The sequence below is a fragment of the Microbulbifer maximicatervae (SeqCode) genome (genome assembly GCF_052468095.1).
Map to the genome: position 1 here is coordinate 83,216 of NZ_CP174332.1, position 23,846 is coordinate 107,061.

A 23,846-nucleotide genomic window follows, 5' to 3' on the forward strand; every position below is an offset into this window, starting at 1 on the left:
GTTAATCTCCCGCGCAGTAAACCGCAGTGTCTGCGTATACCTGCTTAAGTTTGTAGCCGGTATTGCTGAAGTCATCGGTAATAGTTTCGATTCGGTTGCGGTCGGTAGAATCTTCCGGCTCGCGCAGACAAACTTGGCGAAACACCTTAGTTACTTGGCATTTGGCGAAAGCTCGGCTGTTAGACAACTCCTCTCCCAGGGATTTGATACCGTTGCCGTTGCCGGACAAGGTGTCGCTCCAGCCCAGATGCATATTTATGCCCTCGCGCCAGTAGTTAACCCAGCTGTCGTCGGGAATAATAAAACCGTGGGGGAAATTGCCGCTGTTGATCAGGTTTTTGGCCTTAACACGGCTGCCGGTTTCTGGATCTATATCACCGGCTGCGTTGTAATCCAGGGCTCCCTCTTCACCATCGGGATCATTGTCTGCATCGTATACATAGTCGTAGTAAGCGAATGCCTGTGCCATGGGGTCCATGCCGCTGTGGCAACCGATACAGTTATTTTGGAATACCCGACTGTCGCCCCCAGGGCTGCGGCTTACATCCTGGCGAATACGATCCGGTGAGCGGGAAGTATCCTGCACCTGCTCCATGTCGTTACACAGGTGATTGAGCATGGTAAAGCGAAACATGGCGCGATTGGTTCCCGCACTAAAAAAAGCCTTGGCAGCTGCGCGGCTGGTAAGAACGCCGGCGGTGGCATCTGCGGGGAGACCATTGAGAGAGGATTGAGCTTCCTGCACCAGATTGTCCTGCAGGGAATAACCCCCGGCTTCCAGTGTCTCGTAGTGGTCGTTATTTCCCGTGTTATAGGAGGGCAGGCCAGAAATATCACCGGTGTAGAGAATATTTGCCGAGAGCAGTTGGCGGAAGTCCATATCGTCCCGAACCATGCCGATTACCGTCGCAGTGTAATCATTTAATGGTTCAAATACGTCCTGCTCCTCATTAGTCCAGGGAGTGGCCAGATTTTTTAGAGTGACATTATAGAAGGCGTCATTCTCCATTGCCGTATACGCCGCAGCGGTGGGATCACCGTTTTCTATATCCTCTGCCATATCCAGCAATACACTCTCGCTGGGAATGGTTCCGGTGATGCGGCTGTGAATTTGGAGAGCCTGGTCCTGCGATGCTGATAGGGCAGAATTACTCCACAAACCTACTCCGAGCAGTGCGGTTACCGTGGTGAGCCGGAGTACACGCGCTCGAGACGAATTATTTTTCATTGGACTATTTTTGTCGGTGAGATCACTGGGATGTGGCAAAGCAGTCTAAAAGCAGATTTCAACAATGTCAGAATGACTTTCAATATTTGCGTCCCAGTTGGCAAACTTTTTGTGCGCAACTTGCGAGAATTAGCCTCAGCGGTCAAAGCCGTATAAAAAAGTTCTTAGGCTAAGAGCACAAAAAAGGCGTGTGCTGCTCGTGCCAAACCCGGGTGGATAACAAAAATGAAATGTTTGCGTGCGCTACCGCTTTTGCTATTGGTGGCGGCCTGTAGTGGCGGTGGCAGTTCCAGTGGTGGTGAAGACCAAGCCGAAGATCCCGTGGTGGAGGACTATCCTGTTGCTTTTGTACTTCGTCAATTAAGTAGTGACGATGATGGTAGCCTCCTTCAGGATAATATTTATGAGCCCGCGGAATTTTTTGCCGGAGCCCAACTGATTTTAAAAGATCGTGCAACCGCCAGTGCTGCAGAAACTGTCATTACTGCAAATATATTTGACGGTGATTACGATGTAAAAGACCTGAATACTTCAGCAGATGGCAGCCAGCTTATATTTGCGATGCGGGCACCTGAAATAGAAGACGCTGATGACGATGAGCAGCCTACCTGGAATATTTGGGTATACAACACCGAAACAGAAGAACTCAATCGGGTAATTGAGTCAGATTTAACTGCTGAAGAAGGCCAGGATATCGCTCCCGCTTTTTTACCCGATGGACGCATTATTTTTTCTTCTACCCGCCAGCGACGCTCCAGAGCTCTTTTACTGGATGACGGTAAACCGCAATTCTCAGCCCTGACTGAAAATCGAGAGGAGCCGGCATTTGTACTCCATGTAATGGAAGCGGACGGGACCGATATCACTCAGATATCGTTTAATCAGAGCCATGATTTAAATCCAGTTGTACTGAGCGATGGACGGATCCTGTTTAATCGCTGGGACAATGCGGCAGGTATCGATAAATTAAGCTTATATACAGTAAATCCGGATGGTTCGGACCTGGCGGTTTATTACGGTTATCACAGTCAAAATACGGGTACAGAAGAGACTGAGGCCGCCTTCAATCGACCGCACGAAATGCCGGATGGCCGCCTTTTGGTAACGTTGCGCGCTCCCTCTGGGCTCACTTATGGTGGCGATCTCGTGACTATCGACGGCATTGTTTATAGCGAAGCCTACAGTGAGCCGGAGCAAAGTGGTGAAATGGTCGGGCAGGCTTCTATCACTATTGGAGAAGTCACTACCGACGATACTATTTCTCCCCACGGTACTTTTGCTTCCGCATGGCCATTCTACGATGGGACAAGTCGTTTGTTGGTAACCTGGAGTGAATGCCGGGTTATCAATGAAGAAACCGAGCTGCTGGAGACCTGCCCGGATACTCTTGCCGAAGACGAAGAAGTTCAATTGGCAGACCCACTCTACGGTCTGTGGATTTACGATTATATCGCCGGTACCCAGCTTCCTATTGTGGTTGTGGAAGAGGGAGAAATGATATCCGAAGGGGTTACTCTGGAGCCTCGCACTGAACCTACCTATATTCCAGATCCCGTCCCGGGAGTCGATGTCGATGCGGATCTGGTGGAGGAATCTGTCGGAATCCTGGATATTCGCAGTGTTTATGATTTTGATGGTGAAGATATTGCCGGAATCGAAACCTTGGCGGATCCCGCCCAAACCACAGCAGATTTGCGGCCTGCACGATTCCTGAAAATTTCCAAGGCCGTGGGCATTCCCGACGATGATGTTCTGGACTTTGATGGGGCAGCATTTGGCCGCAATGGTAATCAGGGCATGCGTGAAATATTGGGTTATACCCCAATCCAGCCCGACGGCTCCGTAAGGGTAAAAGTTCCCGCAGATATGCCCTTGGCAATTTCCGTTGTCGATGCGGATGGAAAACGCATTTTCGATAGTCATAACAACTGGTTACAGCTACAAGCGGGTGAAGTGCGCAGTTGTAACGGTTGTCATACTAGCGATAGCGAAGCTCCTCATGGCCGCACGGATATGCAGCTGGAATCAGCTTGGGTTGGAGCGCCGACCTCGGCAGCACCATTTGCCAATACTGAGCCCGCGCTACTAGCGGAAATGGGCGAGACTATGGCTCAATTATTGGCCCGGTATATTGGTGAGGCCCAACTTGAAGGAGATCTGCACTTTACCGATTTATGGACTGATCCTGCGGTACGGACTAAGGATGATGAGTTATTGCTTTCATACGGTGATTTGAGTACGGATGCACCGGTGGAATCCACCTGTTTAACAGAGTGGGAAAGTAATTGTCGAATCGTCATTCACTATGAACAACATATTCAGCCGCTCTGGGATTTCCCCCGTGAAGTATTGGATAGTACAGGAGCAGTAATAGCTGATTATACCTGTACAGGCTGTCATTCTCCTGTTGATGCTGCTGGGGCAACCCAAATACCCGATGGGCAATTAGATCTTACAACCTCGGCTTCCTCTGTCAATGATGCTTGGTTTGTTTCCTATTCCGAGCTGGTGGCCGATCGCGCTGAATTGGAGTTATCCAGTGGGGTGCTAACACCGCGGCTTGTACAGGAATTTGATGATGATGGAAATCCTGTTTACGAGGTTGATGAGGATGGTGAATTAGTTCTCGACAGTAACGGTGATCCGATTCCGGTAATGGTCACCGTCAATATTTCCTCTCCCTTGACGAGCTCTGCTCTTGAGAGCTCGTTTTTTTCTATCTTTGAAAATGGTGGCGCACACCAAGGGTACTTAGAAGATGCCGAGTTGCGCTTGATTGCTGAGTGGTTTGATATTGGCGCTCAATACTATAACGATCCTTTTGCGGCGCCGGCAGATTAAACCATGTTGAAGTTACACCAAAATTCTATTGGCAGTTTCGCGGTATTTGTATTGCTGCTACTTTTTTCTGGGCAGGCTTCTTCTGAACAAACTTTGATGGAATCTGATTCTTCAGATGATACCCCACAAGAAGAATTGGTTGAGACTGAGACTGAGACTGAGACTGAGACTGAGACTGAGAAAAAATATAAAGGCCTTGAGGATGCAGAGCCGGTTACAGTCGGTAATGCATTTATTAATATTTACCGAGGCCCGGGGCGCGGTTACCCGATATTCTATGTTGCTGAGTATGGTGAACAAATTTGGCTGCTTAAACGCCGCACCGACTGGGTAAAAGTGCTTACTTCACGCAATAAAAGTGGCTGGGTAAAAGTTGACGACTTACGTGAAATATACGGAGAAAATGGAGAAATTGTTCGAGTTCCCTTGCCGGATTTTTCTGATGTTGACGACGGTTACTTTTACCTAGGTTTGAATTACGGTGATTTTGCTGGAGCGGACTCCCTGGGAGTTAGCTTGGGCTACCAATTTACTGCCAATCTAGCTACTGAAATACGTGCAACCCAGGCGGTAGGTTCCTATTCAGACAGCCAAGTCTATCAGGTGGCAATGGTCCACCAGCCATTCCCACATTGGAAAATATCCCCTTATTTTGTTTTGGGGGCTGGGATAAATATTACCTCTCCAAACGCAACTATCGTTGCCACCGAAGATCGGCAAGATACAACGATGTTGGCGGGCGTAGGGTTGCGTACTTACTTATCGCGCCGTTTTGCCATCAGGGCTGAATACACAAATCACTACTTGCTTACTACGCAGGAAAATAATCAGGAGATAGTCGAGTGGAAACTTGGTTTCGACGTATATCTGTAGGCTCTGCGGCGCTTTCCGCATTGGTGGGGACCCAGGTATGCAGTGCTCAGCAGGATGATGAAGTACTTGCGGATATTGTCGCACCTGAACTGGAGCGGCGAGAGATACGTGACGCCCAGATAGATAGTGAAAATATAGAAATTGGTTTGTTTGCTGGTGTTATCAATGTCGAGGATTTTGGCTCAAACTCCCTGTACGGTACTTCAGCGGCCTATCATATCAGCGAAGATTTCTTTATTGAGGCCACCTATGCCCAGACTGAGTTGGGAGAATCCAGCTTTGAAAGGTTGAGCGGTGCCGCACCACTGCTGACTGATGAGCAGCGTGAACTCAGTTATTACAATACCTCTGTGGGCTGGAATATTTTCCAGGGTGAGTATTTTGTATTTGATGACTGGGCTTTTAATGCCAATTTTTATGTTGTGGGAGGTGTGGGAAATACCTCGTTTGCTGATGAGGAGCACTTCACTTACAACTTTGGTGCAGGAGTGAGAATGCTTGCCAACGATTGGCTCGCGGTGCGCCTTGATGTTCGCGACCATGTTTTTGAACATGAATTATTTGGCGAGGCCCAAGTCACCAATAATCTGTCTGCCCAATTGGGACTTACCATCTTTTTTTAATTGATCATCAAAAAATAACAAGGACTCTTCCATGAAATACCTGGCTGCTTTCCTGACGCTGCTTTTATCGATGTCACAGGCTTCCGCCGCAGAGCCCTCTAAGGATTTTACCTTGAGTTCCAACCAGGGCGGAAATTTGAGGCTTGCAGAGCAGCGCGGCGATGTCATTATGCTGAATTTTTGGGCTTCCTGGTGTGGCCCTTGTCGCCAGGAAATGCCGCTGTTGGATCAGCTACATGCTCGCTATGAAGCTGCTGGCTTCCAGGTTTGGGGAGTCAATGTGGATGCACAGCGCAAGGATGCGGACTCGCTATTAGCGAAAATCCCAGTGGATTTTCCGATTCTTTTTGATAGCAAAGGGGAAGTGAGCAAAATGTATGGTGTTGCCGCTATGCCCAGCACCGTATTTATTGATCGTGATGGCAACGTTCGCTATATCCATAAAGGTTATCGTGATGGGGATGAAGCTGCCTATAAAAAAATGATTAAGGAATTGATTCGGGAGTAGTGTCATGCGTGCACTATTGCTAGTTTGCACTTTCTTGATGAGTACAGGTTGCACTGTTAACCCGTGGATTGCACCCTACGAACGGCAATTTCTTGCGGATCCTATTATGGGGTTTGAGCAGGATCCGGTAGCTGCTCGCTATATGAATCACGTGTATGAAGCTCGCGAAGCTGCGCGTGGAGCTGAAGGAGGCAGTGGAGGTGGATGTGGCTGTAACTAAGCTTCTATCTCGCTGGGGCGGGTTGGCATTTTTGGCACCGCTCGCTGCCGTGGCCGCAGTGCTTCCCGAAGAGCGGGCAGACAATATGTATCACGCCTATAGCGGTGGTGGAGTGACCATTGATGGGCCTTCAGTATTGATTCGCCAGAATGTTGGCAACAATGTTTCTCTGTCTGCCAATTACTATGTGGACATGATTTCCGGGGCCTCTATTGATGTGGAGGCCACGGCCAGTGAGTATTCGGAGCAACGGGATGAGTACTCCTTGGGTGCTGACTACCTGGTGGATAAGACTACTATCAGCGTGGGGTACACCAACAGTTCTGAGAATGACTACGAGGCCCAAACCGTTGCTTTCGGCATCAGTCAGGGTTTCTTTGGCGATTTAAGTACTATCGACCTGCGGGTTAGTTATGGAAGTGATGATGTGTTCCGCAATGGCGACGATAATTTTGCTGATGAAGCGCAACACCGTCGCTACGCACTTAGTTGGAATCAGATTCTCACGCAAAAGTTGATTGCAGAGTTGAGTGTCGAAACTGTGTCGGATGAAGGGTATCTCAACAACCCTTATCGCAGTGTTAGGTATCTCGATGAAGCATCTGGAACAGGATTTAGCTATCAGGCCGAGGTTTACCCCAGAACTCGCAACAGTGATGCGGTTGCCCTAAGGGCCAAATATAGATTGCCCTATCGCGCAGCGATTAAAGGGGAGTATCGACACTATGCGGATAGTTGGGGAATCGTTGCAGACAATGTAGAGTTTCGCTATACCCACCCTTGGAAAGAACAAGACGAGTGGGTTTTTGAAGGAAAGATCCGTTACTATCAGCAGAGTAGTGCAGATTTTTACAGCGACCTTTTTCCCTATCTCAATGCTACCAACTTTCGTGCTCGTGATAAGGAGTTGAGCAATTTCACAACCTTGGCCCTTGGCCTGGGAGTGTCCTATGAGTTACCACGGCGCTGGTCTCTATTAAATCGCAGGAATACAATTAACCTTTACTGGGATCATATTCTATTTGACTACGATGACTTTCTCGATGTCACGGTACACGGTTCAGCTACATCTATCAGTCCCGGTGACGAACCGGCTTATAGTTTCTCTGCCAATGTAATTCGATTATTTTGGTCAGTCCGTTTTTAGGAATGGGGGCCTCTGCGTTCTGTTTTTCAGTAAAAGAATAAGATGCAGAGGCTTTATAGTCTGAGTCAAATTTGACTGTTGATTTATTGCATAGAGTAATCCCGAAGAATTTTCCCAATCCTTATACGATAGTTGTCAAATAGTTGTTTTTTGCCTAGGTGTTGTGCATCACAATGTGCCTTGTGATTTTTCCAACTCACTACAGATTCTTCATCCCGCCAAATAGAGAGTGACAAAATTTTTCCTGGCTGATTGAGGCTTTGAAATCTCTCGACTGAGATAAATCCATCGAAGCTGGTTAGGTGTTCTTTTAGATCCGCTGCAACGGCCAGATATTTGTCTTTTCCTGAAGACTTTGGTGTAACTTCAAATATGACGGCGATCATCAGTGACTTTCCTGTGGGAACTTCAGGTAGGTTTCTGGCACAGCATTTAAAAAGTTTCGCTTCTCTTCAAGAATAAACTTCTCCCTCATCGCAAATTGAAAATTTTCACTGCCCTGAGGAGACTGCTTAAGCAGTTTTCGATATTGTTCATAGTGAGCCAAGCTGTCGAAATTAATAATACCAAAGGCCTGAAAGTTGGTGCCCTCAGAAGGTAGAAAATATCCTAATAGTCGTCCGCCACAATTGGGAATGATCTTGCCCCAGTTCTCAGCATACTGCCGGAAAGCATCAAGCTTAAACGGATCGATCTTGTATTCAATAAAACAGGTTACAGTCATCTAAGTTGCCTCTATTCATAATTTGCTGGCATTCTAGACGGTTTAATTTTCTATACTTCGGTGGCCAGCGAACTGTTGTGGGGGTAACTATGGAACCTGATATTTCGGTGATATCCAGCTTGATAGGGGATCGGGCACGCTCAAAGATACTGATGGCACTTATGAGTGGAAAAGCACTGACAGCAACTGAGTTAGCCTGTGAGGCTGATGTGACTGCACAGACTACAAGTAATCATCTTTCCAAGCTGGTAGATAGCAAGCTGCTGATAGTTCGCAAGCAGGGTAGGCACAAGTACTTTCAGCTGGCGAGTCATCAAGTTGCCGAAGCGCTAGAGGCACTGCTCAATCTGAGTAGTACCCTGGTACCTCAAAAAGTTACCACTGGGCCCGCAGATCCAGATTTAAGGAAGTCCCGCATCTGCTATGACCATTTAGCAGGAATGGCTGGTGTACTATTGTACGAGGCCCTATTGGCTAGTGAGTTGCTCTCTGAGCAATCACAGCAAGTTTCCTTGACCAAAGAGGGTGAAATATTTTTTCAGGAACGAGGAGTAGCCGTAGCTAGTTTTAAGCAGCGTAAGCGCCCGGTTTGCAAGTCATGCTTAGACTGGAGCGAACGAAAAAGCCACCTTGCAGGCAGCTTGGGTCAATGGATACTCGAAGATGCCTTGGCAAAGCAGTGGGCGGTAAGAAGAGCGGACTCCAGGGCGATTACCTTCTCCCAGAAGGGGCTTTTACTGTTCTCGAAGCGTTATCAGATTGATCACTCCAAGTTGCTATAAATTATTTGTCAGCTCGTTATCAGATTAAAGGAAAGCCCCGTTAACCATATCAACTGTGCTCCATAGCTGAGACGTTGGTGCAGACCGGGGTTGGTTTTTTCTTCGTAGGCTTTTTTTAAGGTAACAGTAAAATAGATAGAAGCGAGCAAGCAGGCTGTACTAAATAGCCTGAATTCTATTGAGAAGTAACTAATGAAAGTACTTAGCAATGGCGCAATGAGTAAAGACAACAACATAAGCATCCCCGCCCAGGAGTGTATCTGGCATTCAAGACCAGGGGTTTTTGTATAGGGATCTGCATCCATAGGAAAATAACCCGCAACCCAGGTTCCAATACCGTGGATGATAATTAAAACTCCAATGATGGTAAGTACAACTGGGGCCTGTTCAATTTGAATTATATGCAGGCCAAATAAGAAGAATAATATGCCAAGTGGGTAGTTGTTAATGAGGGGGGAGAGCTTCTGGGTTGGGCTTCCAACGGCTCCTAGTTCGCTACAGAATTGTCTTGAATGGCTATAGCCAGAGTATTTTGCTCCTGCCAATGTAACACCTACAACCATCCATACCAGCGAGATAAACCCCAAGTAAGCAAACACTGTATGAGCCCCGACTGGTTATGTTGGGGCAGAAGATAGCACTAGATAAAAAGTCCTTTCAAGTTAATCCTTGTCTTCAAACGTGCCAGGTTTATTGCTATTTCAACTTTATCTAAAAGCGATTCTTGCCATAAAGATAGGTGTTTTTGTCCTTATTGTTCGTATCGTTTTAATTAATTTTTTATTAGTTTAAGCCTAATAGAGTAATTAATTTTTTATACTAGATCAGGTGCTGGAAAAGGAGTTGAGGGGACGAAAATGGATAATAATGACAGCAAAAATTTTTCTAATGCCATAGAAGTACTATCCCTGGCAGCGCGGTACGCTGAGGAGTATGTTTCCGATATTCGCGATCGCCGCGTAAGTCCGTCCGCCTTTGATATTGATCAAATGCAATTTTTTAACAGCGACTTGGCCCGGGCTGGGGAACCGGCAGAGGCTGTTGTCGAGAGCCTGCATCGTTATGGTTCTCCGGCAACAGTTGCCAGTACCGGTGGGCGATTTTTCGGATTGGTGGTAGGTGGGGCTACGCCAGCTTCTATGGGCGCGGCGGTAATGAACGCCGTTTGGGACCAAGTGGCGGTTCTGGAGGCGTCAGCGCCTTCTGCAATTTATCTGGAGCGTATTGCGGCAAACTGGATATTGGAATTGTTAACCTTGCCGGTGGAAAGTAGTGTGGGTTTCACCACAGGGTCATCTATGGCCAATATGGTATGTTTGGCTGCTGCGCGAAATATGCTTTATCAAAAGTTAAATATTGACCTGGCAAAAAGCGGGCTAGCCGGTGCGCCGCCACTGCGTATTGTTGTTTCTGAACAGTCCCATGTCACAGTTCACAAGGCACTCTCTATTCTTGGATTTGGTATGGACCAGGTGATTAAAGCGCCCTGTGATGAACAGGGGAGGGTGCGTGCAGATACTTTTCCCGAGGTTGATGAAACCACCATTATTTGCCTTCAGGCGGGCAACGTAAACTCCGGCAGTTTTGATCCGTTTGCAGACATAATTCCCGAAGCTAAATCCAAAGGTGCCTGGGTACATGTCGACGGTGCCTTTGGTTTGTGGGCAGCGGCATCTCCAGCGAAATCAGTGTTGACTACTGGAGTAGAACAAGCAGATTCCTGGGCTGTAGATGCTCATAAATGGCTAAATACGCCTTATGACTGCGGTTTGGCAATTTGTCGAAAGCCGGGGTCTGTACACAATGTGATGACAACCCAGGCGCCATACTTGCAAGTGGGATCGCTGGTGCCCCCCAAGGATATGGTGCCAGAATTCTCACGTCGGGCCAGAGGGGTGGAAGTGTGGGCGGCGATTCAGGAGATGGGCCCGAAGGGAGTAGCGGCGATGATTGATCGCTGCTGTATCCATGCCCAGCATCTGTGCGAAGGCTTGGCAGAAATGGGCTATGAGATCCTTAACGATGTAGTGTTAAACCAGGTGGTGGCAACTATTGGCACTGCGGAAGACATTCAAGAGATAGTCAGGACCATACAGGAGGAGGGCGTATGCTGGTTTGGAACGACTACCTGGAGAGGAAAAACGGCCCTGCGTATTAGCATCTCTTCCTGGGCGACTACCGATAATGATATTGCCCTCACCCTGGATGCTATTTGCCGGGCGACGGGGGCTCAGATGTCCAGATAACCCTTTGTGTGACATGAAATACTAGAGGCCTTCTAAAGTAAATAGCACTTAATATTTGCATTTTTTAGGTTAGGCAGGGATATTGGTGAATTACTAAGAGGTTTTCTTTTTTCTACCTTTGGGTGTAGCAGCCAGTTTCAGTTGCGAGCGCCGTCTATCCTTGTTGAATGGGCGCGGATCTGGGCCATTATTTTCAAGCTTTTGCTTGCGGTATTACTATTTCCGCCAACTCAGCCACTTTTTCAGCGGATAAAGGTGAGGGGCTCGGGTAGAACGATGACTTTTTGGCTGGTTTTAATTCTTTTTTTAATTCTACTCTGGCTTCTGTGGATGGCGTTTTGTAGTCCCAGTTTAAGTCGCAATGAGCTACTGAAATTCTCTTTTAATCAACTTACGCTAGCCGGTGGTTTATCCGTTAATTATCGCGAGATGGGGCCTGTTGATGGCGTTAATATACTTTGTCTTCACGGTGGTGGTGATTCACTGAGCGCCTGGAATGCCTGGGCGACAAAATTGGCAGAAAAATATCATGTTATTTTGGTGGACTTACCTGGGCATGGATTGACCGACCCGTTACCAGGAGGCACTTATACACCTAAGCATTTTGCCGATTTTATTGCAGAATTTGTCGCAACCCTGAAACTTAGGGACTATGTGATCGCTGGCCATTCATTTGGTGGAAATGGGGTTTTACGCTATTTAACAGGACATCCGAATATACCCAGGGCCGCTATTCTTGTCTCTCCCGGTGGTTATAAATGTGGCAAGGGACTGGAAATGCCTGCTGGTATTGCCCGATTTGCCACCAGCCATTGGGGGCGAAAAATGGTTGCGCACATTGGTAGTCGTGGATTATTGAGAAAAATGCTGGCTTCCAAATTTTTCTACAATCCGCAGGCTCTGCCGGGGGAAATGCTGGAACGAATCTATTTGCTTTCCCGCTATGAGAAGAATCGCGGTACAGCGATCAATTTGGTTGCTAATGCCACAATCAATTTCCAACCGTTGCCGGACTTGGAGACTATAAAAATTCCAGTTTTATTTATCTGGGGGGCAGAAGATCAAATTATTCCCTTGTCCGTAGGAAAGTACTTCTCTGACAAGTTGCCTAATGGAGAGTTAATCGTATATCAGAAGATGGGGCATATGTCCCATGTCGAAAATGCTGAACAAAGTGTCACCGACGCAATGGAGTTTTTGCAGCGTCAGGGGCTGTGACAATACAGTGGAAAATTTAAAAAAGAGGCCGCAGTGCGGCCGAGTTTGGGGGGATGAAAATCAAGAGCGCCTAATTGATGACAACCAGGCCGGCTTTCACTATGTCGTAGTGACTGAGTTCTGGTACCTGCTGATGTAGGTCGCTTTCCAGTCGATCGATGGATTCCAGTTGTGTACACAAGCGGTTTGCAGACTGCTCAATACTCTTACCGCGCTGTTCCAGTAAGCGCTCCGCCTCTTCAGTGGCCTGTTCTTCAATGCTTTCTCCGCCGGTAAAGGCAGCTTTGAAGGCATGCCAGGCAATAGTTCCCGCGGACTCCATAGCGAGGCGTTCGATACGGGGTTCAAACTCTTCAGAGATGGTTTTCTCTATATAGTTACCCATTTCCTCGTTTCCCAGCTGGTAGATCTCGCCCTCTCGATTGAGGCGGTCCTCAGTGCGCTGGATCAGGTCGGCGGAAAACTGTTGGAGTTCGAGGATATCCGGGTGGTCTGGCCCGGCGAGGGTGCTGATGGCAATGGATAGGCCATCCATTGCAATATCGACCGCCTCAAGGGTGAGTACCAGTGTGTCGCGACCGGCGATGTGTAGCTGTTGGCGGTATTCCTGAAGTAGTTGCTCCTGCTGAGAATTGAGGGACAGCAACTCACCATCCACTGATAGCTGGTTGGGCAGCTGAAATGTCACCAGTTTTCCGTCTTCCCCATCGACGGTAAAGAAGTCCGGGCCTACTTCAATAGCGTAATTCGTAGACACTGTGCAGGTGCTGGTATCGACATGAAAAGAATCGTGGGCCATTGCCTGGGTACTGATACCGAGGCCTATCAAGGTTGAAAGTGCGATTGGCTTCCACATATGCCGGTTTCCTATTGTGTGTCTTTTCAATGTGACGCGCCTGAGTAGCCGAACAGATGCAGGCAGCTAGAAATATTCTTCATTTTTTCCTGACGCAGGCCCGGGGAGTGATGGCCAGGCGTGGATGTTCCAGCGGGTATTCTGTATTTTTAGCCCATAACACTTAATAAATTGAGGGTATTCAATGTTCATAAGCAGGCACATTGCCGCACTGTGCTTCTTGATAGTCAGCACAATGGCACAGGCCGGGAGCATCGCGGAGTACACCGCAGGCATGCATAGGCACAGCGGCTTCCACGACTTTTACTGGGACGAGGCTAACGGCCGGGTGTTGTTGGAGATCGATGAGTTTGAGCGCGAGCTGCTCTTGCTCACCGGGCTGGCCCAGGGACTGGGTTCAAACCCGGTGGGCCTGGATCGCAACCAGGTGGGTGAGAGCCGCTTGGTGAAGTTCCAGCAGTCGGGTAACAAGGTATTACTGCATCAGGTGAACCTGAAATACCGTGCCCAATCAGCAAATGCGGCTGAGCGCCGCGCGGTTGAGGAAGCTTTCGCTTCGTCCGTACTCTGGGGCTTCAAGGTGCTTGCCCAGAGCGATAAGGCGGTACTGGTGGACTTTACGCCCTTCCTGTTGAGCGATCAGCACGGCATTGCTACACGTCTCAAGGGCGCAGAGCAGGGCAGTTACAGTGTGGATAAGAGCAAATCGGCAATTTATCTGCCCCGCACAAAAAACTTTCCCAAGAACAGTGAGTTTGAGGCCCAGCTAACTTTTGCTGGATCAGCTCCGGGAAACTATCTGCGCGAAGTGGTTCCGACTCCTACATTGGTGTCCCTGCGCCAGCATATCTCCCTGATTGAATTGCCGGATAAAGACTATGAGCCCCGCCGTTTTCACAGCCGCAGCGGCTACTTCCCGTTCGCTTATCGAGATTACGCTACGGCGATTGAAGAGCCTCTGGACCAGCGTTATATCTACCGTCATCGACTGGAGAAGAAGTCGGGTAGCGATGAGGTTGTGGAGCCGATTGTTTACTACGTAGATTCCGGAGTTCCTGAGCCGGTGCGCAGCGCCCTGATCGAAGGGGCGAGCTGGTGGGACCAGGCATTCGCTGCAGCAGGATTTAAAAATGCGTTTCGCGTAGAGATTCTGCCGGAGGGCGTCGATCCTTTGGATGTTCGCTATAACGTGATTAATTGGGTACACCGCTCCACTCGCGGTTGGTCCTACGGTTATTCGGTTTACGATCCCCGCACCGGCGAAATTCTAAAAGGCAATGTTACCTTGGGGTCCCTGCGTGTTCGCCAGGACTTTCTGATTGCTCAAGGGCTTGTACAGCCCTACCGCGGCGATACCGTCAGTACTGAGCAGCTAAAGAATATGGCCCTGGCCCGTATCCGTCAGTTATCCGCTCACGAAGTAGGCCATACCCTGGGTCTGGCGCACAACTTTGCTGCCAGTAGCGAAGAGCGGGCTTCCGTTATGGATTACCCGGCTCCGCTGGTCTCTCTGCTGGGAGGTAAGTTGGACCTGACAGATGCCTACGCCACTGGCATCGGCAGTTGGGATAAGTTGGCGGTTCGCTATGGCTATGGCGAGAGCGATGATGAAAAAAGTTATCTCGACAGTGTTATCGCTGAGGCTGAGGAACTAGAGCTGCGTTTTATTTCAGACCCGGACTCCCGCACCATCAATAATGCTCACGCAGTCTCACACCTTTGGGACAACGGCACCGACCCATTGACGGAATTCCAGCGGATGGTCGACTTGAGGCGTCATGCCCTGGATAGCTTCTCTGCGGCGGCAGCGCCCTTATCCGCGCCCCGCTCTGACCTGGAAGAGACCCTGGTGCCTGTGTACTACGGTCATCGCTACCAGGCGGAGGCTGTGGGCAAATTGATTGGTGGCTTGGACTATGACTATGTCTACAACGGTACCGATCAAAATAGCTATACCCTGGTGCCCGCAGAGCGACAACAGCGGGCAATTGATGCACTGCTGGATACACTTTCGCCGCAGTTTCTCACCTTGCCGGAGCAGGTCTTGCAGCTGATTCCGCCCAAGTCCTATGGCTACGAACGTACTATCGAGAGCTTCCCCTCATATACGGGGGTAGCTTTTGATGGGGTGGCTCTGGCGGAAGCGGCTGCTGGGCATACGCTATCAATCCTGATGGACCCGCAGCGCGCGGCGCGAATGAATCAACAGAGTGCCCGCAGCAGTGAGGTACCGGGGTTTGCTAGCCTATTGCAGCGCTTGAGCGCACTGGCTCTGCAGGGTGAGGGTTATACCGGTCTGCAGGCGAGTGTGCACCAGCGGGTTAATCATGCCTATATCGAGCAGTTGATGTTACTGGCCAGTAATGCAAAGGCAGACGAATCAGTGCGGGCCAAAGCGCATTTGGAGCTGGCAAAACTTCTTCAGGAAATTGGTTCTATGCGGCTGTTTGGCGATGATCCTGAGGGCTATAGTGCGCACTATTACTATGAGGCACAGCGCATCGATGCCTTTAAGCAGGGTAAGCTGGAAGTAAAACCTGGTGCGGTTAAAGCATTGCCGCCAGGGTCTCCGATCTGATCTGAAATGGATAAAAGGGGGTGGCTGTAAACGCTCACCCCCTTTGGGCATTAACCGCGAATAAACTGGGATTTCTTTACCCAGTGATTGCCTCGGTATTGTCGAGTGGGTGTTGGGTTTTTCTTCGCCCAGAAAAAGTGGCGGTTAAACTGAAATTCAGCATCGTAACCCTCCGCCAGCGCTGCCAGGGGCATGGCTTGCCAGCTGGTCTGGCGACGTTTGCTGGTTGCCTCCAGCAGGTACTCTTGATCGTTCAAGATGGCCACTACCCAGGCGTGCCCCTGACCTTTATGGGTTCCGAGTGCCACCCGCGCATCAACTCCCAGTTCAATCAGCCAATCTGCCAGCAAAATAGCGTGGTCTTCACAGTCACCACGCTTTTGGTAATAGGCCTGCCGGGATGTTTGCCAAATGTCTGACAAGCCGGCGTATTGCAGGTGATCGTATTGGTACTCTTTATTCATAGCCAGTGTATAAAGAGGCACCCAAAGCTGTTGAGTCTTAAAGGGCTTGAACCCCACCAGGTAGCTATTGGCAAAGTGATGCTGCTGGTCCAGTCCCCGAGCGGAAGCTGTCGCCGCCTCAATTCCCTGCCAGTTCCACACTGAGACATGAGCGCTCTCTTCCAGTGAGCGTTTGTCGACTACTTGCTGGATGGTTTTTTCTTCCAGAGGATAGCGGGTACCCACTACTCGCACTACACCTTGTTGTGAGTCCACAATACTGGCTAACTGACTGCCGCTGCTACCAAAGCTCCATAAATTATCGGAAAGGGGGATTTCCGGTGTGCTTTTAGTTGGCGGCTCCTGTGTATTAGCTCGCCGTACAAGTTCAGGGGTGATCAGTGCGAGGGAAAGTATCAGTGTGATAGCCAGCCACTTGCGCATAGTGCTATCCCTTGAGGCCAAACGAAATAATGATGGCAACAAATATCAATATGGTTGATGCAAATATAGATACGGCGATATTGCCATTTTTTAGCTCGCCTTCGATATCTACAGAGCGAAGCAGTTTCTTATCAATGGTAATCAGTGCGGTGATACCAATAAATAACGCTAGCAGCGTATAAATTAGGTTAATGCCCAGGTTAAACAGGGTTGCCGTTAAAAATTCCAGTTCCATAAATCCTTCAGGCTAATTATGTTTATTAGTGACTGTTAATGGAATAATTTAAGCATAGGGCCTGATTGAGTGCAAAGGATGACCGACCCAGATAAACCGACAGCTTAATTTACAGGTGATTATCAACCTTAATTGGCAATCCGGACTTGTTGATTAGTATTTTATTTGGCTGGGTTGCAATTGGGGAATAGCTCTAGACGAAGAGTTGCTCCGTCGAAGGGCTTTTACGCTTAATTTACCGGGAAAGCCTTTTGAAGAAGTGTATTTATTAGCTCGGTGTTATCCAGGCGGGAACCTGGATAACACACCGAGTTTGATTAGTTATCAATCTCGGTCATTTCATTCAATACAAACTCTTCAACGGCGCCCTCGGTTGCTTTCATATAGTCTTCCAGGTGCTTATTGTTCATGTGGGTTTGCCACAGATCGCGAGTTTCCCAATTTTCATAAAACAGGAAGTGTGCAGGATTGTCATTGTCTTGATGAAGGTTGTAATTAATGCAACCAGCTTCTGCTCGTGTTGTATTAATGAGTTTTAACAATTCAGATTTCACCAGGTCAATTTTGTCGGCCTTGGCTTTAATGTTGGCAACGATAGTGAGCCTGCTCATGTGAACGCCTCTTTGTTTCAATATGTGTTGGATTAAGGTTTGTACTCTTTTCCTTGATCCTTTCAGAGGAGACCTAGTGAACAGCTTAGCTGCCTCCTGGGTAAGGACTGGGATGTCGAGCTGATGAAGTCATTCTAGATCTAGATTGCATCGCTAGAAACACTATAATCTTTGAATCTTTATCAAAAATATATTGAAAATATGCAGCTTGAAGACTTGAGGGTCATTCTTAAAGTGGCTGAGTTTCGCAGTATCACTGCGGCCGCCGCCAGTCTCGACTTACGCACTGCAACTGCCAGCGCAGCGATCAAGCGTGTGGAGAGCGCGCTGGGAGCGGACTTGTTTATTCGCACAACGCGGCAATTGCGGCTATCCAGTGCTGGGGAAAGGTTTATTCCCAAATGTGAGGAGGCCCTCCTGACTTTGGACCTCGCCCGGCAAAATCTCAAGGAAGACAGCGGTCAGATAGATGGCGAGCTTCGCATAGGTGCATCCTCGGACCTGGGAAGGAACCTTGTAACTCCGTGGTTAGATCAATTGTTACAGGAGCACCCGGGGCTGAGTCTTAGAGTGAATATCAGTGATAGTCAAGTGGACTTTTACCGGGATCCTGTGGATATCGCGTTGCGCTACGGCCCCCCAGCGGATGCCAACCTGTATGGTTTTAAGATTTGTGACGTGCCCCGTTTATTGTGTGCAACCCCGGCCTACTTACAGGAAAAGGGTTCCCCGAAAACACCGGAGGATCTCTCCGCACATAATGGCCTTTTTTATCAGCTTCACGAGATTGTGCACAATAATTGGGAATTTTTTCGGGGCGAAGAGATATACAAGATACGTATGTCTGGGAACAGGTCGTCAAATGACGGTGACCTAGTGCGGCGTTGGTGTACCTCTGGCTATGGACTTGCCATTAAGTCATGTCTGGATATGTCTGCGGATTTACTTTCCGGTCAGGTAGTGGCCACTATGCGAGACTATAAACCCAAGGCAACGGAGCTATGGTTGGTATCTCCGGGGAGGCAGTCAATAACACCGACGGTACGATTAGTGCGCGACACTTTGAGAGAACGGTGTTCGGGGGTTTTAAAGCAGCTGCTCGCTGAGGGATTACTCTCTGAGAGCGATTTCAGTACGGGGGTGGATATATCTTGAGTCCCAAACAGTTTCTTAACCCTGTGGCTATCTATAAAAACTCTCAACAGGTTTTTCTCGGTTCTGGCAAAGGAAAGGGGAGCTTTGCTCCCCTTTCTTATTTAAGCCCTAGTTAATCCGAATGGGATCAGGAGCCGGAGCAGCCGTAGGTATCCAGGTAGTCATAGGCTGCTTTTGCCTGGACGAGGCCGTAGCCGTAAGCATTATCTCTTCCCGCATCACCGAGATCTTCCGCTGTGGCCGTAAGGGCGTTGCGGATCTCTGTATTGCTACAGTTGGGGAAGTGGCTCCATACCAATGCGGCAACACCGGCAACGTGTGGGGTAGCCATGGAAGTGCCATTGAAATATTCGTAGCTTGTAGCCTCATTTTCCAAATCTACGCTGGCACTCAGCTGCGTGAGCAGAGTTGCACCGTCAGTGTCAGAAATACCAACCGAGGGAATAGTGGTTACAGTATCGCTCAGGGTTGCGCTGGAGAGTAATCCCTCTTCATTGTTGTAAATAATCGCTCCGATACCACCACCGGACTCACAATTTAAAACTTTCTCCGCAAAGCTGATATTGCCTCTCGCAATTAGGCAAATCTTACCCGCTACACTGGTGCAAGCGGATTCAGCCGTACCACAGTCTTCCATTGAACCGGTGATTGCACCAGCTGGGGTGCCTGATATTGGGGCTGATTCGATGTCAACACTGCCGACGGTTAAGCTAGAGATTCTGCCAGTATCAGTGGGAACAGAAGATAGAACCTGTACTCCGGGGGCGGAAAGTTCTACCTGGTCAGTCTGTTGAGAGGAGGACCAGATAGCTTTATCGCTATCGATAGCACCGACGGATACAACGGAAGAGTATGAGGCTGGATAGGAGTGCGCGGTGTTGCCGTCGTTTCCGGCTGCCGCGATGGACAGGATTCCCTGACGATTTAGGTTGTTAAAGGTTCGTCTTTCGAGGAAGTTGGCATTTTCACCGCCCAGACTCATATTGATGATGTTGGCACCATTGTCGGCACAAACCTCTGCGGCTGCCATTAGGGAGGAGGAGTAGGCCCAGCCGTCGCCATCAAACACTTTTACAATATGCAGGTTAATATTACTGCTGGGCATCACGCCAACGACACCAGTACCATTATTCATCGCAGCGATAGTGCCGGCCACATGGGTACCGTGACCGCTTTGATCTTCATACCAGTTACCTGCGCCGCTTGGGTCACTGGTACCAGTGACGGCGTTTCCGGATAAATCTTCGTGAACCAGGTCGTAGCCGGAATCAATAATACAGACTGTGCGGTTGCCGGCCTGAGTATCACCTAGTTGATCTGCCTGCACCATGGTGATTCCGTAGGGGGTTTCCTGGGACATCGGATACCGCTTAACGTCTTCTTCAATAAAAGCAACATCCGGGTTCGAGCGCATTTCTTTTAGGGTTGTTGCAGACATATGTGCTGCCATTGCATTCTGGCGGCGTATTTCAAGAGCCTGTCTTCCGCCTCTCTTCTTCATAAAAGACTTAACGGATTCGCCTTTTCCCTGCTTGAAAGTCACGATATAACGCTTGTCCTCAGCAGTGGCGTTGCCGGTCACGGCGAGCGCTAAAATGCTGGCTGCAAATACAGACAAGGATTTATTCATTGGATGCTCCTGAAGATTTCTATGTTTATTGTTGCTTTTGTCGACGTTCTAATTTCAAGTTTTTTGGTTGTTGATATTTACTTGAGCGTCGAAGAGGGGAATTTATCAGGCTTTTCTTGTCGTATGAATAATTATTTTTTAACTGCTGTTGTTTTTGTTTTCTTATTGAGTTTATATTTTGTTTTATTTATATCTTTTTAAGGATGTTTTTAATTTTTTTTATATGTGGTCGCAGCTTTTATTTTTTGTTTGCTAGGTTTTTAGGTTGTTTCTATTTCTGGGGGAACTATTAGGGTTTTAACGTTGAAACTTTGAGTATCATCTTGATACCTAATGATGGAAATTGTGAGTTGGAGCAAAGAATTCTAGTTTGAATGCAGCATGTCAATTATTATTGACTAGGTGGGTAGCATTAAGGTGTGTTTCTATTTTTCATTGGTATCCATCCGTTTGGAACGATAGAAGGCGGCCAGTCATGCATGAGAGTACAGGCTGGCCGCTATCGCTAGCTTTTATCCCTCTTCGGTCGAAGTTTCGCCAGGTAAATCCTTATCTACTTTGAGCTCGGTAACTGATCCTATACCAAGTTTACCAATTTTATCTTTTATCTTGGTTTTGTCTCCAACGATAATCCAGGTAAATTGATCAACCTTTAAAGTATCTCGAGCAAGTGAATGGATCGAAGGTAGATCGACATTGCGAACTTCATTTGCATAACCTTCCATATAATTCAAAGGTCGATCGTAGGTAACCATTCCAGAAATAGCTCCTGATACAGCTCGAACTGTTTCAAAACGGCCGGGCAACTCATTGATTCGCTTGTCTTTAATTTTCTGCAACTCGTCTTCTTTTGCTGGAGAATCGCCGACATAGGCTTGGAGTTCTTTATAAAGCTCTTTTAAAGATTCACTGGTCTTGTCCGTTTGAACCGGTGCATAGACTATGAGCGGTTGCTGTCCTTTGGCTCCAGTCATAAAAGAATAGGCTCCATAAGCCCAATGCTTATCCTCCCGCAAATTCATATTAATTCGCGCGGTAAAAGTGCCTCCAAAGATATCATTCATCATATGTAAGGCTTCTCGCTGTGGCATCGTTTCCGACGGAGCCAAGAGACCGCCAATAATTATGCTCTGTTCAGCTCCTGGTTTATCAATTAGATAAATTCTGGTTTTTTCTGGGTGCGCAACTTGTTGTAGATTCTTTGTAGGTAACGGCTCTTCGGGTGCTTTCCACTCCGCAAAGTGCTGCTCTAATTTTCTTGTCAGATCGCCCATGCTGATATCTCCGACTGCAACCAGAGTGGCATTATCGGGACGCATCCAGGTTTTGTGGTAATTTACCAGATCTTCACGATTCAGGGAGCTGATGGAGCTTTCTGTTCCCGAGCCGGTGAGAGGAACTGCATAAGCATGTCCTTCACCATATAAAAGAGGCGGCAGATTCCGCAAAGCCATGTTTACCGGCTGGGTTTTTTCTTGCTGGATTCCTGCTATCCACCGAGTACGTTTCCGCTCAATCTCTTCATCGGAATAGGCTGGATGCATTACGATATCGGCAAACAAGGATATGGAGCTATCGAGATTGTTTTTTAATGCGTTGAGCCGTACAGAAGAAGTATCAATGTTCGAACCAGCCGAGATTCTGGCGCCTAACATTTCTGCTTTGGCATCAATCTCTAAGGCGCTTAATTTTGTAGTCCCTTCCTTTAGCATGGACATGGCATAGCTAGAGGTTCCCAATTTAGCACCCTGGTCTGCAGCGTAACCGGCATCAAATATAAGGCGAATATCGACTACTGGCGCAGAGTCGCGTTGGGCCAGTATCACTTTTAGACCGTTAGAGAGTTCCGTGGTCTGTAATTCTGGAAATGGGATGCTGGGGAATTCACCGGTATCGGGTAATTTAGACCTTTCTGCACCAGTCTCGGAAGCGGTGTATTTGGGGAACGGATGTACTTCCAGATTGTAATCGCCACTGGAAAGCCATTTTGCTGCGGCTTCTTTTACCTGCTGGGGGCTGGTTTTTTGCATTTTGGTTAACGCTTCCAAGTAAGCGTTGGGGTTGTCGAGGTAGAGTTCACCTCGAGCCAAAATTACGCCCTTACCGCCCCAGCCACCTACTTGCTCGAGGTTGCGTGCTTGGGATGCATAGTGGCTCATATTAACCCTTGCAAGTTCCTCTTTGCTTGGCCCTTCCTTGAGAAAACGTTGTAGTTCTTCCTCAATAGCGGCCTCTACTGTTGCGAGTTCAATCCCGGGCTTAACATCGGCAACAATAGGGAAGATGGAAGACAATTCAAATTCATGCAGCCCAATATTAACATTGGTAGCGATTTGATCTTCGTATACGAGGCGCTGGTAGAGCCGGGAGTTTTTTCCATCTCCCAAAACTGCTGCTGCCAGAGCAATAGCTCCAGCATCATTGTGAGCCAGATTAGGGGTATTCCAGACTTTATAAAGGCGCGATTGAGCAACTTGATCAAACATCTGCTCACGGCTGGACTGATCTCGCTTGGCGATCCATGCTTTTTTCTTGATAAGTGGAGGGCCAGAGGGAATGTCGCCAAAGAAATGGGTTGCTTTTTCTTTTGCTGTTTCTACATCAATATCACCGGCGAGTACTAGTACGGTATTCGCTGCGCCGTAGTACTGTTTAAACCACTCGTGGACATCTTCAAGAGAAGCTGCATTCAGGTCTTCCATAGAGCCGATGGTGGTCCAGGAGTAGGGATGCCCCGCCGGATAAATTGCTTTCTGCATCCGCTCCCATACTTTCCCATAGGGCTGATTCTGGCCCTGGCGCTTCTCATTCTGCACAACGCCACGTTGCTCATCGAGTTTTTCCTGGGTAATTGCGCCCAATAGATGACCCATTCGGTCAGACTCCATCCATAGAGCCATGTCTAAGGCGTTGGTGGGTACTGTTTCGAAGTAATTTGTGCGATCCAGCCAGGTGGTACCATTCATGCCCGTTGCACCAGCCAGTTCAAACGGTTTAAAAAACTCGTCATTGTAGTTTTCTGAACCATTGAACATCAGGTGTTCAAACAAGTGCGCAAACCCTGTTCTCCCAGGCTTTTCATCTTTTGAACCAACGTGATACCAGACACCCACGGAAACAATAGGAGCCTTGCGATCCTCGTGGACGATTACACGCAGGCCATTGGGGAGAGTGAACTTCTCATAATCTATTTTCAGGGACTCCAATTTATTTTCTAACTTTTCGGCGATAAACGGGTCTTTTTTGATCTCGGGATTTTTATTATTTTGGGGAGCGTCACTGCAAGCTGAGAGCGCAATAGCGAGCACTAATGGAGTGCTGTACTTCCGTACCGTTTTCATAATGGTTTCCTTGTCCATTTTTCCTATAGGAGAGAGTTATCGTTCCATGGCTTTTTTTATAGTTCTAAACTGGCATTAGGTGATTTTCTTTGTGCTTCCATTAAATTAGATTTGGAGCACCAAACCAGCATTGGAAAACCCTG

Annotated in this window: 21 protein-coding genes; 11 read left to right on the plus strand and 10 right to left on the minus strand. The window is 48.2% G+C overall.

The features are described 5' to 3' along the window. Window position 1 precedes the first annotated feature (1 nt). The gene (locus tag ACJJIL_RS00360; RefSeq protein ID WP_413663676.1) at window positions 2-1,228 is read right to left on the minus strand and encodes a hypothetical protein; all 1,227 of its coding nucleotides are present in this window, start codon (window positions 1,226-1,228) and stop codon (window positions 2-4) included. A 225-nt stretch (window positions 1,229-1,453) separates the two neighbouring features. Here ACJJIL_RS00360 and ACJJIL_RS00365 point away from each other — a divergent pair, with 225 nt between their 5' ends. The 6 genes from ACJJIL_RS00365 to ACJJIL_RS00390 are packed head-to-tail and all read left to right on the plus strand — an operon-like array spanning window position 1,454 to window position 7,440. Next, the gene (locus tag ACJJIL_RS00365; RefSeq protein ID WP_445360909.1) at window positions 1,454-4,069 is read left to right on the plus strand and encodes an HzsA-related protein; all 2,616 of its coding nucleotides are present in this window, start codon (window positions 1,454-1,456) and stop codon (window positions 4,067-4,069) included. A 3-nt stretch (window positions 4,070-4,072) separates the two neighbouring features. Then, window positions 4,073-4,942 (plus strand): outer membrane beta-barrel protein, encoded by an 870-nt coding sequence (locus ACJJIL_RS00370; protein ID WP_445360910.1) that lies wholly within the window; start codon window positions 4,073-4,075, stop codon window positions 4,940-4,942. Further along, window positions 4,912-5,565: an outer membrane beta-barrel domain-containing protein gene (locus ACJJIL_RS00375; protein ID WP_445360911.1), complete on the plus strand. Its 654-nt coding sequence runs from the start codon at window positions 4,912-4,914 to the stop codon at window positions 5,563-5,565. Before ACJJIL_RS00370 ends, ACJJIL_RS00375 begins: the two co-directional genes overlap by 31 nt. A 31-nt stretch (window positions 5,566-5,596) precedes the next feature. Beyond that, entirely contained in the window at window positions 5,597-6,073 is a 477-nt protein-coding gene (locus ACJJIL_RS00380; RefSeq protein WP_413663672.1) for a TlpA disulfide reductase family protein, read from the plus strand. Window positions 6,074-6,077: 4 nt separating this feature from the next. Then, window positions 6,078-6,293, plus strand: coding sequence for a DUF4266 domain-containing protein (locus ACJJIL_RS00385; RefSeq protein WP_413663671.1), 216 nt, complete (start codon window positions 6,078-6,080; stop codon window positions 6,291-6,293). Then, complete coding sequence (locus ACJJIL_RS00390; RefSeq protein ID WP_445360912.1) at window positions 6,280-7,440, plus strand: DUF3570 domain-containing protein; 1,161 nt, start codon at window positions 6,280-6,282, stop codon at window positions 7,438-7,440. Before ACJJIL_RS00385 ends, ACJJIL_RS00390 begins: the two co-directional genes overlap by 14 nt. An 83-nt stretch (window positions 7,441-7,523) precedes the next feature. Here ACJJIL_RS00390 and ACJJIL_RS00395 read toward each other — a convergent pair whose 3' ends face one another. Then, entirely contained in the window at window positions 7,524-7,826 is a 303-nt protein-coding gene (locus ACJJIL_RS00395) for an antibiotic biosynthesis monooxygenase family protein (protein WP_444958878.1), read from the minus strand. Next, window positions 7,826-8,164 (minus strand): NIPSNAP family protein, encoded by a 339-nt coding sequence (locus tag ACJJIL_RS00400; RefSeq protein WP_444958877.1) that lies wholly within the window; start codon window positions 8,162-8,164, stop codon window positions 7,826-7,828. The genes ACJJIL_RS00395 and ACJJIL_RS00400 overlap by 1 nt, the downstream gene beginning before the upstream one ends. Before the next feature lie 89 nt (window positions 8,165-8,253). Between ACJJIL_RS00400 and ACJJIL_RS00405 the strand changes: the two genes are divergently transcribed. Continuing rightward, window positions 8,254-8,946, plus strand: coding sequence for an ArsR/SmtB family transcription factor (locus ACJJIL_RS00405; RefSeq protein WP_445360913.1), 693 nt, complete (start codon window positions 8,254-8,256; stop codon window positions 8,944-8,946). An 8-nt stretch (window positions 8,947-8,954) separates the two neighbouring features. Here the strand turns inward: ACJJIL_RS00405 and ACJJIL_RS00410 are convergent, their stop codons facing one another. Next, window positions 8,955-9,545 (minus strand): DUF998 domain-containing protein, encoded by a 591-nt coding sequence (locus ACJJIL_RS00410; RefSeq protein ID WP_445360914.1) that lies wholly within the window; start codon window positions 9,543-9,545, stop codon window positions 8,955-8,957. Between the two features lie 258 nt (window positions 9,546-9,803). Between ACJJIL_RS00410 and ACJJIL_RS00415 the strand changes: the two genes are divergently transcribed. Both ACJJIL_RS00415 and ACJJIL_RS00420 read left to right on the plus strand, forming a co-directional pair. Then, the gene (locus tag ACJJIL_RS00415; RefSeq protein ID WP_445360915.1) at window positions 9,804-11,192 is read left to right on the plus strand and encodes a pyridoxal phosphate-dependent decarboxylase family protein; all 1,389 of its coding nucleotides are present in this window, start codon (window positions 9,804-9,806) and stop codon (window positions 11,190-11,192) included. Window positions 11,193-11,522: 330 nt separating this feature from the next. Then, window positions 11,523-12,410, plus strand: a complete 888-nt coding sequence (locus ACJJIL_RS00420; protein WP_444911722.1) for an alpha/beta fold hydrolase — start codon at window positions 11,523-11,525, stop codon at window positions 12,408-12,410. Window positions 12,411-12,480: 70 nt separating this feature from the next. Here ACJJIL_RS00420 and ACJJIL_RS00425 read toward each other — a convergent pair whose 3' ends face one another. After that, entirely contained in the window at window positions 12,481-13,266 is a 786-nt protein-coding gene (locus tag ACJJIL_RS00425; protein WP_413663664.1) for a DUF2884 family protein, read from the minus strand. A gap of 184 nt (window positions 13,267-13,450) precedes the next feature. On the opposite strand from ACJJIL_RS00425, the gene ACJJIL_RS00430 reads away from it, so the two are divergent. Further along, the gene (locus ACJJIL_RS00430; RefSeq protein ID WP_413663663.1) at window positions 13,451-15,844 is read left to right on the plus strand and encodes a zinc-dependent metalloprotease; all 2,394 of its coding nucleotides are present in this window, start codon (window positions 13,451-13,453) and stop codon (window positions 15,842-15,844) included. A gap of 50 nt (window positions 15,845-15,894) precedes the next feature. On the opposite strand, the gene ACJJIL_RS00435 is transcribed toward ACJJIL_RS00430, so the two are convergent. From ACJJIL_RS00435 to ACJJIL_RS00445, 3 genes are all read right to left on the minus strand, one after another. After that, window positions 15,895-16,731: a transglutaminase domain-containing protein gene (locus tag ACJJIL_RS00435; protein ID WP_444911721.1), complete on the minus strand. Its 837-nt coding sequence runs from the start codon at window positions 16,729-16,731 to the stop codon at window positions 15,895-15,897. Between the two features lie 4 nt (window positions 16,732-16,735). Continuing rightward, complete coding sequence (locus tag ACJJIL_RS00440; RefSeq protein ID WP_108734840.1) at window positions 16,736-16,966, minus strand: DUF350 domain-containing protein; 231 nt, start codon at window positions 16,964-16,966, stop codon at window positions 16,736-16,738. A 317-nt stretch (window positions 16,967-17,283) separates the two neighbouring features. Continuing rightward, window positions 17,284-17,577 carry a putative quinol monooxygenase gene (locus tag ACJJIL_RS00445; protein ID WP_282930872.1) on the minus strand — a complete coding sequence of 98 codons (294 nt, stop codon included), beginning with the start codon at window positions 17,575-17,577 and terminating at the stop codon, window positions 17,284-17,286. A 171-nt stretch (window positions 17,578-17,748) separates the two neighbouring features. Here ACJJIL_RS00445 and ACJJIL_RS00450 point away from each other — a divergent pair, with 171 nt between their 5' ends. Continuing rightward, window positions 17,749-18,732: a LysR family transcriptional regulator gene (locus ACJJIL_RS00450; protein WP_444926165.1), complete on the plus strand. Its 984-nt coding sequence runs from the start codon at window positions 17,749-17,751 to the stop codon at window positions 18,730-18,732. 127 nt (window positions 18,733-18,859) lie between these two features. Here ACJJIL_RS00450 and ACJJIL_RS00455 read toward each other — a convergent pair whose 3' ends face one another. Together ACJJIL_RS00455 and ACJJIL_RS00460 are read right to left on the minus strand one after the other, a co-directional pair. Beyond that, complete coding sequence (locus ACJJIL_RS00455; protein WP_445360916.1) at window positions 18,860-20,362, minus strand: S8 family serine peptidase; 1,503 nt, start codon at window positions 20,360-20,362, stop codon at window positions 18,860-18,862. Between the two features lie 512 nt (window positions 20,363-20,874). Next, window positions 20,875-23,703, minus strand: a complete 2,829-nt coding sequence (locus ACJJIL_RS00460) for a M16 family metallopeptidase (RefSeq protein ID WP_445360917.1) — start codon at window positions 23,701-23,703, stop codon at window positions 20,875-20,877. Window positions 23,704-23,846 lie beyond the last annotated feature (143 nt).